A 13,887-nucleotide genomic window follows, 5' to 3' on the forward strand; every position below is an offset into this window, starting at 1 on the left:
CTTAAATCAGCACCACAGGCTCAAGCGCCATTTCAACGCGGTTGCGTCCGCCATGCTTAGCGCGGTACATGGCGTCATCAGCCCGGGAGATAAGGGTTTTACAGCTGTCACCCGGCTGCCAAACGGCGACACCGATACTCACTGTAACCGTTTGCTCAACGCCCTCTATACGCAGCTCTTCTACCAGCGAGCGCAGCCGCTCAGCCAGGCCAGTGGCGGCATCAACATCGGAATGAGTCGCCAGCACAATAAACTCTTCGCCTCCCCAACGGCCCAGGTGGTCGCAGCCACGCAGCGAGCTTTCCACTAAGCGCGCCAGGGCCACCAGCACATCGTCACCCACGCTATGGCCGTGAGCATCGTTGATCTGCTTAAAGTTATCCACATCGAACAGTAGCAAGGCAAAAGCGGCCGCATAGCGCTTGGCAGCCACCAGCTCTGCATTGATCGCTTCTTCGATGCGGTAACGGTTCCACACCTTGGTTAGAGGATCGAAATGGGCTAATTGCTCAAGACGCTGGTTGGCTTCGGCAAGGGCTTTGCGTTCGTGCTCCAGGTGCATATTCAGTGAGCTAATTTCATAGGCAGAAATCGCCAGCGTCAGGTCTTCCCCCAAGTCTACCGCCGCTAAGCGCTCTACCCGCAGCCACGCTTCACTTCTGCCGACTACCTCTTCAGACCAAGCAACCGATGGAGCCAATATCACGGCCGGTTTAGGGTTGGTTGTAGGCTGCATCGCCCAATACAGCGTTTCCACCTGCTCGGGGCGAAAAAAAATCAGCCAGGCGCGCTGGGTCGAACTCATTGGCAGCGGCACTGCTAGAGCCCCACACTGCTCGGGCATGGCTAGCGAAGCGGTTAACGTCTCTTTGCCGATTTCGCGCGTGCACCAAGGGCCGCTATGTACATGAGTTCTTTCCAGGCGCAGCACAAACTGGCTTATCGCTTCTGGAGTCGGCGTCACACCCGCTTGATAAGCGCCACCATTCACCCACAGCACCACGCCATGGGCGCGAAACAGCTTCATCCAGATAGCCGCCTGCTCATGAAGTAACTGTTGGGGACTTTGCGGCTCGCTGCGCGCTCGCGCACTGAGCACGAGGCTATCCTGAACCCGTTGTAGGTAGCGGGCTTCTTGACGCGCCCGTAGCAACAGCATGCGCTGGGTGGCCATTTGCACGAGGGTGCGAACGGCATCACGCACGGGGGGTTCAACCGAGTGCGGTGCTGGCGAATGGCAAAACACTAGACCCCATAAGCCAGTATCCCCCTGCATGGCCAAACTGAATGACCCACGCACCCCCAGGCGATTTAAATATCGCTGCCGCTCAGGGGCAGGGGCGCGTAAAAAGCTGCCGCTAAGGCTCACTCCCGAGTAGGCGGGAGTCAGCGTTTCAGGCGGCGCATCGACGTCTTCAATTAACCGAACGGGGTAATGTTGGTAACTTTTGCGTAAGGCGACAGGGAAGTCGCTTGAGGGGAAGCGCTGACCCAACAGCGAGGGCAGCTGGTTGCCCAGCGCTTCGGCAACCATTAAACCATGCCAATCACTGTCGAAATGGCACACGGTGACGCGATCATGGCCGGTGAGCTGTTGAATAGCGTTAACCAAGCAGTCGAGCAGCTCTTCCTGGTGGGTTGCGTCGGCTAAATGCATCAGCCGCTCATTGACTGTGCCAAGCAGGCGGCGCTTACCTTGGGGGTTGAGTGGCTCAATCTCGACGATGACCTTCCCACCTGCTCGGTAAGCATAGAGCTGAAAACGCATGTTGCTATGCTTGGAACGAATAAACACCAGCGGGCCGGAGAGTTTCTGCTGCCCCTGCAACTCGCGGCGCACCCGCTGGCTTAGCCGTTTTCCTAACACATAGGCAAGAGTGTGCGGCCCATTTTCAGGGCGCTCAATACCGGTCAAGCGGGTTAAGTTGGTGCTACTGGCTTGAATGCGGCGACAATCGGCATCTAAAACCAGCAGAGCTCCAAACGACTGCAACCGCGGGTGGTACATGGACACAAACGTGGCCTCGCAATCTATTCACCCTCGACCTGCTGCCTTAGCAACAACTCTACGCGACGGTTGGCAGCTCGGCCCTCCGCCGTTGCGTTCGGTTCCATGGGTTGGGTGTCGGCATAACCGACGGCCCGCATACGAGAGATATTGAATCCTTGGCGCTCTAAATGCCTCACCACAGCGATAGCCCGCGCTGATGAAAGCTCCCAATTAGAGGGGAAGCGGGCCGTTGAAATAGGCACGCTGTCGGTGTGGCCTTCTACCGAAATCTGACCGTCAAAACGGGTCAGCACATCGATAAGGCTTTCTACCACCTCTTGCCCACGGGAAGTCAGTACAGCTTGACCGCTGGGAAATAAAAGGCTGGTATCAATACGTAACGTGACCCCTTCACTCCCTTGCGAAACACTGACACCGGGGATGTCGAGCCCATCAAACTGCGGCTGAACCCCTGAATGGCGGGGCTGAATACCAGTGGCTAGAGACGCCAGCGGCAATGATGATACAGCGCTAGCCGAGCGCATGAAAGCAGTATCAGCCGCCTCACCGCCTCCCGGCGGTGTCAGTGAAAGCAGCAGCACAAAGAGCGTGATTAGCAGCGTCAGCACATCCAAATAGCTGGTTAGCCAACCCTCGTCACCATCGCCTGGCGACGGCGTCATTTCCAGTGCGTGGCGCGTATCACGGTCAAGCATCTGGCCTACCCCTTCGCCGCCGCACTAACCGACGAATCAGGCCTTGGTTTGACGCTGTTATCACGGATCTCATCGTGATAGTTAGCTACAAACGAGTTGAGGGTCTCTTCAATAAACGACGGCAGGCGGCGCTTGGTAATCAGCGAAATACCTTCCAGCACCATGTTCATGGTAATCAGCCGCTCTTCGGTGCGGCGCTCGAGTTTCACCGCAATCGGCTTAAACACCAAGTTGGCGAGTAAAATGCCGTAGAAGGTGGTGAGCAGGGCCACCGCCATGCGCGGGCCGATCACCTGCAGGTCGCCTGCGTCCATGACTTCCAGCATATTGACCAGCCCCACCAGGGTGCCGATCATGCCAAATGCGGGTGCGTAGGTGGCCATGGTACGGAATATTTGTGCCTCAGCATGCTCACGCGCTTTAAGACGGGCAATGCGCCAACGCAGCATGTCAAAAATTTCATCCTCTTTGGTGTTGGCAATGACCAGTTGGATCCCGGTACGCAAAAACGGGTTTCGGGTATGCTCCAACTCGCGCTCGACAGCACGTACATCGCCCTTAAACCAGAGTCGCGACATATCCACCAATTCGCGGATATCGTCACGCATATAGGTATTTTCGCGCCGGAATACCAAGCCCACCAACCGTACGACACGCAGCACCTCTTTCAGCGGATAGCTGATAAAGGTTGCCGCTAGGGTACCGGTCACCACAATGGCCAAACCCGGCAAATTGATAAAACTTTCAGGGGACTCTGCGGTGAAAAACAGCACGCTCACCAACAGTAGTATGCTGGCAAATATGCCTATCAGCGTCGAAGGGTTCATCCACGGCTCCTTGCCGGTCACAAGTGAGTAAAAAGAGGTGTTATGCCGAGTCGTGTAAACGCGCGCGTAAGCGGCTGACGGCTTGGCTGTGCAGTTGTGAAACGCGTGACTCCGTGACGCCCAACACAGCCCCTACTTCCTTAAGGTTGAGTTCTTCTTGGTAGTACAGCGCCATTAGCAGCTTTTCACGCTCTGGCAGCGCTTCAATTGCCTCAATCAACGTTTGTCGTTGCTGGCCGTCTAGCAACTGCTCGAACGGTGAATTAGCCAATTCATTATTGCTAGGCTCGCCACCATCGGCCACCAGCTCTTCAAACGGCAACAGTTGACCACTGTTGGTGTCGTTGAGGAGCTGCTGATACTCACTCAACGGCATTTCAAGGTGTTGGGCGATTTCGTTCTCTTCTGGTGCCCGTCCGAGCTGTTGCTCTAATTGACGAACGGCACTGTCAACCGCTCGCGCTGAGCGGCGCACGCTGCGGGGCAACCAGTCGCGGGTACGTAATTCATCCATCATTGCACCGCGAATACGCTGACTGGCAAACGTCGCGAACGTTGCTCCCTGGGTGGCATCGAAGCGCCCCAGTGCTTCCAGCAGCCCTACCATCCCGGCTTGAATAAGGTCGTCGAGCTCAATGCTGGCTGGCAAACGGACCTGAAGCGTCAAGGCCTGACGTCGTACCAGTGGCATGTATTGCGTCAACAGCTCACTCTGTTTGATCCTGCCTTGTGCTGTGTACATCCTCTCGCCTCGCGTCTATCCAGCCTTCACTGATAGTTCACAATCATTTGCAGCCCCTGGACACGAACAGGCCGCTGCCCCGGACGTAAAGCGAAGCGAAAATGCAACGGCGCATCCGCGGCAAACCCCGCCAGGGCAGTGGTAGTCCCCCGCATGCCAGCTAACGCAACGCACTGCTCAGGATGGCACAGCCAAGCGTTTAATAACGCACCAGGGGGATATTGAAACTGCCAATGAATACGCCCGAGCTGTGCTGACTCCACATTGTTAGCAGCAGCGGGTGGGGTAGCGTTTTGACTAGCACTTGCCCTATCACTCATCGCTACCATCAGACCTGGTATCTGGCTGCTCCAGCTACCGGGTGTCGCCTGAGCGTTTCCCGTTAACCCTGCTAGTAGACACCCTGTCAGCAGTACTGGGCTCAGTAGCAGTCTCCCTCTTAATAGCCAGCTTAGCATGCTTGGTCTCCTCAGCAGAGTGCGCTCATCGTGCAAGTACCAACAGCTCCATATTTAAGTAGTAATCAGCTGCCTCACGCAAGTTATTGAGCAACCCTTGACGCGGCAAATGCGGCTCGTGGAGCGCCAGCAAACGGCGCGGCCCGCCACGCTCATGTAATTGACGCAAGGTACGGAACATGGAAGCAAAGGTATCGGCATCGCTACTGATCCACAGTGCCCAACGGCTGTATTGATCGCAAAGTTGGGCTAGGTCGGCCGTTTCGGCCATGACGATATGAATATCCCAATCCTCAGGATCACCGGCCCAGCTTCGACCTAACGTCGACCACTGCCCTAATCTTGCTTTAACCTTGTTCACCTGGGCTGCACCACTACCTGGTAGCCCGACCACAATAAGCGGAATTTTGGGCTGGTGCGCTACCACCGTTGCTGGCTCTTCCACCGCTGCAGCTGTCGGCGTTAACAGAGAGGTAGGCTGTTTAGATTCCGGCACGTGTTCTGCCGCCGCAACATCAACTGTACCCTCAGCTTGCTGCTGTTGGCGCTGCAGGTTTGCCCACTTGCGTAGACCCGATGCTTGATCCTGTTCGCTCACACCACGCCCTCTCGACTAACACTGCCCATTTGACGAATCGCATCTCGTGCCATAAAGGCGTAGACCAGTGCATCAAGCATGCCGGTATCGCGGCGGCGACGGCTGTTGCCTAACAGGTTGAGCAGATCGCCACGCAGCGTCTGCGCCTCCTCATCATCAGCAACATCGAGATGCCCGGCGACCGATGCCACACCGCTGGCCATCAATAGGCGAACTTCAGCATTTAGATCCCCGCTATCGGCCTCTTTTAACTGCTGCCACGCGCGACGCGTCAAGGCGGCCAAGCCTTCGCTTTGCAGCTGGGTTAACAGCAGTGAGAGCACCTCTGCTCCTAGCCGAGCGGGGGTAAGCCAGTAGCGGCGCGCCACTACTTTGGCGCTTTCCGGATCGCGAACTTCACCGAACCAGGCGAGTAGAGCCGTGCCGCTGGCGTCCTCGACTTCGGCGTAGGCAGTCCACAGTTGCACCGATTGGCCACGAAAACGCACGCCCACATGGTGCGTTAGCACACTGTCACTAAATAGCTGGCGGATAGATTGACGTTCGTGGTGAAAGCGTAACCGATGACTGGGGGCCACTTGGCTGACCCAGGTCAAGTGCTCAGCTTCCAGCCACGCTAGTGCATCCGGTTCAGGGAAGCGCGGCAGTAAGTGCACCGCTACACCGCTCGATGCCGACAGCGCGGCTAAGCGTGGCTGCCATCCTGCGGCGTGGCGATGCTGCAGCCAGGGTAGCGCCAGCCAGGCACCATCCGTGTCCAGGCCAATGTCCGGCATTGCCCAGTCGCAGCCGCGCTCATTGCGCCGCGGAAACCACGCCATCCCTAAGGTGGTCTTTGCCGCTGGATAACCGGCAAGTAATGCATCCAAATGCGTTTCCTGCAAACGACTAGGCAGCGAAGCTAGGTTCCAGATCTCTTCTAATTCCGCAAATCCCGTGACACGTTGGCGCAACCTCGCCAATAGCGACGACAAACGACGCCCTTGGCCCAGGACATCCCGCGACCAGCGCGGCATTCCCATCGGCGCATCGGCACTTTGCACCCGTTCACGCTGAGGAGTCGCGGTACTCAGCGCTTGATCCACTAGCGCATCGGGGGCGGCAAGGGCCATATCTTCGGGCACCTGCTGACCATTAGAACCAAACAGGACGCGCATCCCGTGACGCATAATAATATCTAACACTGGAGCCAGACGTCCCGCCTCATCCTGTTTGGTGATAATACAGTCATCTAACTCTGCGCCCGCCGCCCGCGCGGCCTGACGGTAGCGCAGCACCACTTCTTCGAGGGTTTCCGGTTGGCTGGCAGCATTGAGTAGCAGCACCAAACGTACCCGCGAGCGTCCTCCTTGCAGGTGGGCAATCTGCTCTATCACCCGCTGGTCACGCTGACTCATGCCTACGGTGTCGATAATTACCCACTGCTTGCCCTGCAGGCGGCCCAGCAAATCGTCGATGGGCTGTTCGGCATCCAAGGCGTACATCGGGGTATCCAGCAGGCGCGCATAAATGCGCAACTGCTCATGGGCACCGATCCGGAAGCTGTCGGTGGTAACCAGCGCTACCGGGCGCGTGCCGTGGCGCATCACAAAACGAGCGGCCAGCTTGGCGGTGGTGGTGGTTTTACCTACCCCCGTTGGCCCCACCAGGGCAACAATGCCGGTTTGGTCGAAAAAGCTTGCTTCATCGTTGAGTACGTAAAGGCGATCCATTAACTGCTGTCGCAGCCACTGCAGTGGGGCTTCGCTATCGCCGTCTAACCTGGTTAGCGATGCAGGCAACCCAGCCAGCAGTTCATCGGCAATTTCGCTGCTAAAACCCACATTCCATAGCAGTTGACGCAGCCGTGCAGCCGTTCCGGTGGGCGCTGCTGGCGATGGTGAAGCAGTATGGGTTGACTGGCTGTTTGCCAGCAGCGCTCGCATATCCTGCATTTCGCGCAGTAAGCGCTCGCTCATCGCCTGCATGGGGTCTTGCGCTGGGGGTGCTGTCGGCGTTTCGGGTGGTGCAGGTTCTGGTGAGGGTTCAAAGTGGTCGATGGCTTCATCCGCCATCGCTAAAATTTCAACGCCCCCTTCGGTACGCCGATTTGCGACAATCAAGGCGTCTTCACCGAGCGTTTCACGCACTTGGCGCATCACATCACGACTATTGGCTCCCACGAAACGTCTAACGCTCATGATTTACCCTTGCCTGTTCTGAAAATGGACGACGCTAGCCTATCACGGCGTGCCATCTTTAACGTCCGCCGACCACTGTGGTCACTCTTAATGTGCGATCGTCGGGAATTTCAGCCTGGGACAGTACCGACATATGGCGTAACCGGCGACGCAAGAAGCGCGACAGCACCGCCCTTAGTGAATGTTGCACGACCAGCACCGGCGGCTCGCCGGAACTTTCGTGACGCTCCAGCGCCTGCTGGGCCTGGGTCATCAGCGTTTCTGCCAACCCGGGCTCCATGGCGCCGTTGCCATTCATGGCCTGTACCAGCACTTGTTCCAGTTGAGCATCCAGCCCCATGACATTGAGTGTCTCCTGCCCCGCAAACCACTGCTGGACAATGGCGCGCCCCAGCGAGACTCGCACCAGCGCCGTCAGCTCATTAGGATCTTTTTGCTGTGTGGCGTACTCGGCCAGGGTATCGAGAATAGTGCGCATGTCGCGGATAGAGACATCTTCGTCAAGCAGGTTTTGCAAGATGCGCTGCAGTACCGTCAATGAAATAGCTTTGGGGATCACCTCTTCGACCAACGCTTTTTGATCATCGCCCATTTTATCCAGCAACTTCTGTACTTCCTGACGGCCCAGCATCTCGGGTGAATGACGGTGCAACAAGTGGTTCAAGTGGGTCGCTATGACGGTACTGGCATCCACAACGGTGTAGCCATACACCTGGGCATGCTCACGCTGGTTGCTATCAATCCAGACAGCGGGCAAGCCAAAAGCGGGATCCTGAGTATGGGTGCCCTGCAGCTCGCCCGATACCTGCCCGGGGTTAATCGCTAGCCATTTACCTGGTTGTGCCTCGGCGCGACCAATCTCGGCGCCTTTCATGGAGAGTACATAGGCGTTCGGCGGCAGCTCCAAATTATCACGGATATGGACGACCGGCGGCAGGAAACCCACTTCTTGGGCAAACTTCTTACGTACGCTCTTAATGCGCCCGAGCAGCTCGCCTTTTTGACGCGAGTCCACCAGCGGGATTAAGCGATGGCCCACTTCCAGGCCAAGCGTATCGACCAGTTGCACATCTTCCCAACTCGCTTCGGGAGTCTCCTGTAAAGGCACCGGTGCCGCGGCAATCTCCTCCTTGACCAACGCCTTCTCTTTTTGGCGCGTTAACAGCCATGCCAGGCCAGCCAACAACGCGGTAAAGAATAGAAATACGAAATTGGGCATGCCAGGTACCATACCCAGCATGCCCATCACCACGGCAGCCAAAATCAGTACCTGAGGATTAACGAACAATTGGCTAAGCATTTGCTGGCCAATATCTTCGTTCGTATCCATGCTGACCCGGGATACTGTGACACCCGCGGCGGTGGAGATCACCAAAGCAGGGATTTGCGCCACCAGGCCATCACCAATCGCCAACAACATATAGGTCTGACCAGCAGCGCCAAAGCTCATATCGTGCTGCAGCATGCCAATCATCAGCCCGCCGATGATATTGACCACCATAATCACCAAACCGGCAATGGCATCGCCACGGACAAACTTACTTGCGCCGTCCATGGAACCAAAGAAATCCGCCTCTTGAGAAACCTCCGCGCGGCGCTTTTTGGCGTCTTCTTCGCCGATCAAGCCGGCGTTCAGATCGGCATCGATGGCCATCTGCTTACCAGGCATTGCATCCAGGGTAAAGCGCGCACCCACTTCGGCAATACGGCCAGCACCTTTGGTGATAACCATAAAGTTGATGATGACAAGAATCAGGAAGACCACTAGGCCAACAGCGAAATTACCGCCGACCAGAAACGCCCCGAACGCTTCAATGACCTTACCCGCAGAGGCGCCGCCTTGGTGGCCCTCCATCAGCACCACACGGGTAGAAGCCACATTGAGCGACAGGCGCAGCAGCGTAGTAAATAGCAACACGGCAGGAAACGCCGCAAAGTCCAGCGGCTTCTGCGTAAACATGCTGACCAATAACACCATAATGGCCAGAGCGATGTTGAAGGTGAAGAGTAAATCCAGGGCGAAGGGAGGCAAGGGCACAATCATCATGCCCAAAATCATGAGGATGAGCAGCGGCCCGACCAGCAGCTTCATGCGCACATCACCCATCCAGTCGCGCCGACCTACTAGCTGACTCAAGCCTTTCATGGTTGCGCCTCATTACCACCGGCGCCATGCCCGGGGCTTTCCATCTCCGGCGGAACCGGCAGGTTATCGGGGGTTGGGGGCACCTCGCCTCCTTGTTGTGATACTTGCTTGAGGCGGTAGGCCCAGGCCATTACTTCCGCCACCGCGGTATACAGTTCGGCAGGTACTTCTGCATCTAGATCGACGTGATGATACAGGGCCCGCGCCAATGGTGCTGCCTGCAAGCGAGGCACGCCTGCCTCTTCAGCGATTTCGCGAATGCGTACAGCCACTGCGTCGGCGCCTTTTGCCACCAGCCGCGGGGCGCCCATACTGCCTTCCTGATAAGTCAGTGCTATCGCGTAGTGCGTAGGGTTGGTGATGATGACATCCGCTTCGGGTACTTTGCTCATCATCCTGCCCCGCGCCATGGCCTGCTGCTGCTGGCGAATGCGCGCCTTCACATGCGGGTCGCCTTCGGACTCTTTGTGCTCACGCTTAATCTCTTCCTGACTCATGCGCAGCTTCTTAGCATTGTCCCAGAGCTGGAAAGGGACATCGATCAAAATGACCACGATCAACACCAGCACCATTAGCCCAGCTGCCTGAGCCGCCATGCTTAAGGCATTGGTTAGCGCTTGCTGGATAGGCTGATCCATTAGCGCCATAAATTTGCCGATGTTGAAATACAAAAACGTCGCAGCCACGCCCCCTACCAGAAACGATTTGGCAATCGCTTTTGCCAATTCGATCAGAGCCTGGGTGGAGAAGATACGCTTTACGCCCTTAATAGGGTTTAGCTTGGAAAACTTGGGCTGCATCGATTTACCCGATATCAGCCAGCCTCCCATCAGCCCAGGGGCAACTAATGCAATGATGGCTAACAGTAAAAACAGCGGCATCATGGCAAATAGCGTGCGCTGACCAAGGTCCAGCGCATTGACCAGCATCGGCGTACTTTCCATTGCCTGGCGGCGCTCAAACAAGAAAGCTTGCTCCATCACCGCACCCAGCTGGTCGTAGAGCATGTTGCCCATGCTATAGAGGCCAATCACACCACCCAGCAAAAGTAAAAACGTATTTAACTCGCGGGAACGGGCAACTTGGCCCTCTTCACGGGCTTTCTCTTTCCGCCTGGGCGTGGCCTCTTCGGTCTTTTCCTGGTCGCTATCGTTATCTGCCATACGGGTATCCGGCCAGGTGAAGCAAAGCTTATCACGTATTCAGCCGTCCATAGGGACGGCTGAATGGCGTACTTGCGTGCCCAGAGGGCGTTTAATAACGCATCTTAGAAGCCTAATTCGTCCAATAAGTCGTCTACTTGATCTTGCCCAGAGACTGTATCAGGGACATTATCCTTCACTTGCGGCCCATTCAAAAGCTCTTCGTTACGCCGTGCACTGTCGCTTTTCCACTGATCCTCGGCCTTGCGCTGCAGCGTTTCTCGTGCATGGGCGCCCGGCGCGTTATCGATCAACACTTGCACCAACTGATGTTCGATCTCATGGATCACGTCCATCATCTTCTTAATCACTTGGCCGGTCAGGTCCTGAAAGTCCTGAGCCATCATGATTTCCATCAGTTCTTTGTTAGTCGCTGAAACCACATCGGGCACTTCGCTAAGATAAGTGCGTGTCTCGACAACGAGCGCTTTCGCCTCATCCAGCTCTTTCGGTGCTTCAAACCACTCGGCCCAGCGTTTATCCAACGCTTCCGCCCGGTCTGACAACTGATCCTGCAGCGGCTGCGCACGGTCAACGGCATTGAGCGCTCGATCTGCTGCCTGCTCCGTCATGGTGGCGACATAGTGCAAGCGGTCGCGTGCATCGGGGATGGCTTCGGCCGCCTTCTCAATCTCTTTATCAAGCCCCAGTTCACGCATGTTTTCGCGCAGCATGCGCGTCAACTTACCGATGCGATGAATTAAGTCTTCGGCGGCTTGTTCGGACGATTGGGCAGAATCGGACTGCTCATTCTGGCTCATAACGTTGTCTCCTCGTTAACCAAGCACATAGGCCCAGTTGCTCACATACCCAGTTTGTCGAAGATCTTATTGAGCTTTTCTTCGAGGGTAGCGGCAGTGAACGGCTTGACGACATAGCCGTTAGCGCCCGCCTGAGCAGCCGCTATAATGTTCTCTTTCTTCGCTTCTGCGGTCACCATCAACACAGGAAGGTCTTTCAAGGCGTCATCCTGACGGATCTCCTTGAGCATCTCCAGGCCATCAAGGTTCGGCATGTTCCAATCGGAAACGACGAACTCAAACTTGCCGGCACGCAGCTTATTGAGCGCATCTTGTCCATCTTCGGCTTCATCCACGTTGGTGAAGCCCAACTCCTTAAGCAGACTACGTACGATCCGACGCATGGTGGGAAAGTCGTCTACAACCAGGAAACTCATATTCTTATCTGCCATGGGTCATCCTCTAATCAATCAGTATATGGCACAAGGGCGACTGAAAAGTACAGTCAGGGGTTTAAAACGGCTACTTTGAAACGGCTCTTTCAAAACGGTTCTTCAGAATTCCTCCCACTCTTCGTGGTCGCTGCGCTGCGAGGCTGGAGCTGGAGCTGGGCGACGAGCTTGCTGGTCGGCCCTAGGCGCAGGCATAACGTCCGTTGCTGGCGATGAGGAAGGCAGCGCCTGATGGGACGCCCCCTGCATACCTAACAGCTTAAACACGGCTACGGCTTGCTCCAACCGGTTGGCCTGTTCCTCAAGGGAGGCCGCCGCCGCAGAGGCTTGCTGTACCAGCGCGGCATTTTGTTGGGTGACTTGATCCATCTGGCCCACGGCTTGGCTGACTTGCTCAATACCGTCACTCTGCTCTTGGGAGGCAGCGGAGATTTCATCCATGATATCGGTAACACGGCGCACTGCAGTAACCACATCCGACATCGTGGTACCGGCCTGCTCGACCAGAGTGGAGCCTTGCTGAATTTGTGTTACCGAAGCATCAATCAGAGTTTTAATCTCTTTGGCCGCATCCGCACTGCGGCTGGCCAAATTACGCACTTCCCCCGCCACCACCGCAAATCCGCGACCTTGCTCGCCGGCGCGGGCGGCCTCTACCGAGGCGTTGAGAGCCAGAATATTGGTTTGAAAAGCAATTGAGTCAATAACGCTGGTGATATCGGCGACTTTTTTCGAGCTGGTGGAGATACCGTGCATAGTTTGCACCACTTGCTCCACCACTTGTCCACCGCGCTCAGCCGTGGTGGAAGCGTCTGCTGCCAGGGTGCTGGCTTGACGAGCATTGTCGGCGTTCTGTTTTACCGTCGCGGTCATCTCTTCCATGCTGGCCGCGGTTTGTTGAATCGATGCCGCCTGCTGCTCTGTACGTGAGGAGAGATCAGCGTTGCCGCTGGCAATCTCACGGGTGCCGTGGTGAATTTCGTTACTGCCTTCACGCACCCGGCCAACGATATTGGTGAGGTTTTGCTGCATGGTGCCCATAGCACCAAACAAACGGCCAATTTCATTTTTACCTGCTTCCGGCAGCGGGTTGGTCAAATCAGCCTCAGCAATCGCATCAAGCCGTTGGATGGCGCCTCTTAGCGGCGCAATCACTGTACGGCGTAAACCTAGGTAGATTATCAAGGTCATCAGTAAGGCAAAAATCACCGCTCCAGCATTGATCATGGCAAACAGATTGCCTTGGGCATCCGCGTCAGCGCGAATGGTATCTACCCGCTGGAAGCCGTAGGCCACAAACGCCGTCATACTTTCAGATAAGCTATTTATCGGCTCTACCAGCTCATCGCGCAGGTTGTTGTAGCTGGTTAAGTCCATATATTCAAAGGTATCGTGCTGTTGTTTAACTAGCCCCATTACGGTATTAAAATCTTCAATTAGGGTGTTCGCCAATGCTTCGCCTTGCGGTGAAAATGAGTTTGCCGCAAAGCGCTCAAAACGCTGTTCAGAACGCTCAATGCGATCAGCGGCAACGGCAACCTGCTCATTGGATTGCTGGGTCTGTCCTACCATCAGGTAGTTGGAGGCAGTTTCCATGGCCAACATGGCTTGGTTAAGCAACGAATCGGCACGGTTAACCTCATTTAACTGCGCATCGCTGATACCGCTTAGCGTGGCTAAGTTATTTTGTGAATTGCGATCGGCCACCACACTCAAGCCCGAAATCATTAAAATCAGCACGACAAAGCAGCAAAGCGATGTGACCACGGCGGCGTGAATACTCAAATTGCGCAGTAAACGGTTCATTGTGATTTCCCTTGCGAGCTTATTTAGTTT

Annotated in this window: 12 protein-coding genes; all 12 read right to left on the minus strand. The window is 56.0% G+C overall.

Features of this window, described 5'->3' with window-relative positions:
- Position 1 precedes the first annotated feature (1 nt).
- On the minus strand, positions 2–2,008 hold the full coding sequence (locus K7H09_RS17875) for a sensor domain-containing diguanylate cyclase (protein ID WP_084625514.1): 2,007 nt from the start codon (positions 2,006–2,008) through the stop codon (positions 2–4).
- A gap of 23 nt (positions 2,009–2,031) precedes the next feature.
- The gene (locus tag K7H09_RS17880; RefSeq protein WP_022520916.1) at positions 2,032–2,706 is read right to left on the minus strand and encodes an OmpA/MotB family protein; all 675 of its coding nucleotides are present in this window, start codon (positions 2,704–2,706) and stop codon (positions 2,032–2,034) included.
- 5 nt (positions 2,707–2,711) lie between these two features.
- Complete coding sequence (locus K7H09_RS17885; RefSeq protein ID WP_022520917.1) at positions 2,712–3,533, minus strand: motility protein A; 822 nt, start codon at positions 3,531–3,533, stop codon at positions 2,712–2,714.
- A 40-nt stretch (positions 3,534–3,573) separates the two neighbouring features.
- Positions 3,574–4,275 (minus strand): RNA polymerase sigma factor FliA, encoded by a 702-nt coding sequence (locus K7H09_RS17890; RefSeq protein ID WP_009288446.1) that lies wholly within the window; start codon positions 4,273–4,275, stop codon positions 3,574–3,576.
- A 26-nt stretch (positions 4,276–4,301) separates the two neighbouring features.
- Positions 4,302–4,733, minus strand: coding sequence for a flagellar protein FlhE (locus K7H09_RS17895; protein ID WP_039860577.1), 432 nt, complete (start codon positions 4,731–4,733; stop codon positions 4,302–4,304).
- 25 nt (positions 4,734–4,758) lie between these two features.
- On the minus strand, positions 4,759–5,331 hold the full coding sequence (locus K7H09_RS17900) for a hypothetical protein (protein ID WP_041159377.1): 573 nt from the start codon (positions 5,329–5,331) through the stop codon (positions 4,759–4,761).
- On the minus strand, positions 5,328–7,511 hold the full coding sequence (gene flhF, locus K7H09_RS17905; RefSeq protein WP_009288443.1) for a flagellar biosynthesis protein FlhF: 2,184 nt from the start codon (positions 7,509–7,511) through the stop codon (positions 5,328–5,330). The genes K7H09_RS17900 and flhF overlap by 4 nt, the downstream gene beginning before the upstream one ends.
- Positions 7,512–7,569: 58 nt before the next feature.
- Positions 7,570–9,657, minus strand: coding sequence for a flagellar biosynthesis protein FlhA (flhA, locus tag K7H09_RS17910; RefSeq protein WP_027958766.1), 2,088 nt, complete (start codon positions 9,655–9,657; stop codon positions 7,570–7,572).
- The gene (flhB, locus tag K7H09_RS17915; RefSeq protein WP_009288442.1) at positions 9,654–10,820 is read right to left on the minus strand and encodes a flagellar biosynthesis protein FlhB; all 1,167 of its coding nucleotides are present in this window, start codon (positions 10,818–10,820) and stop codon (positions 9,654–9,656) included. Before flhB ends, flhA begins: the two co-directional genes overlap by 4 nt.
- 104 nt (positions 10,821–10,924) lie before the next feature.
- Entirely contained in the window at positions 10,925–11,620 is a 696-nt protein-coding gene (gene cheZ / locus K7H09_RS17920; RefSeq protein ID WP_009288441.1) for a protein phosphatase CheZ, read from the minus strand.
- A 41-nt stretch (positions 11,621–11,661) separates the two neighbouring features.
- Entirely contained in the window at positions 11,662–12,051 is a 390-nt protein-coding gene (gene cheY, locus K7H09_RS17925; RefSeq protein WP_022520923.1) for a chemotaxis response regulator CheY, read from the minus strand.
- Positions 12,052–12,153: 102 nt separating this feature from the next.
- A complete protein-coding gene (locus K7H09_RS17930) occupies positions 12,154–13,857 on the minus strand; it encodes a methyl-accepting chemotaxis protein (protein WP_230805438.1) in 1,704 nt (567 codons plus the stop codon).
- Positions 13,858–13,887 lie beyond the last annotated feature (30 nt).

It is taken from the genome of Halomonas sp. IOP_14, assembly GCF_021021315.1.
Lineage (GTDB): Bacteria > Pseudomonadota > Gammaproteobacteria > Pseudomonadales > Halomonadaceae > Vreelandella > Vreelandella titanicae.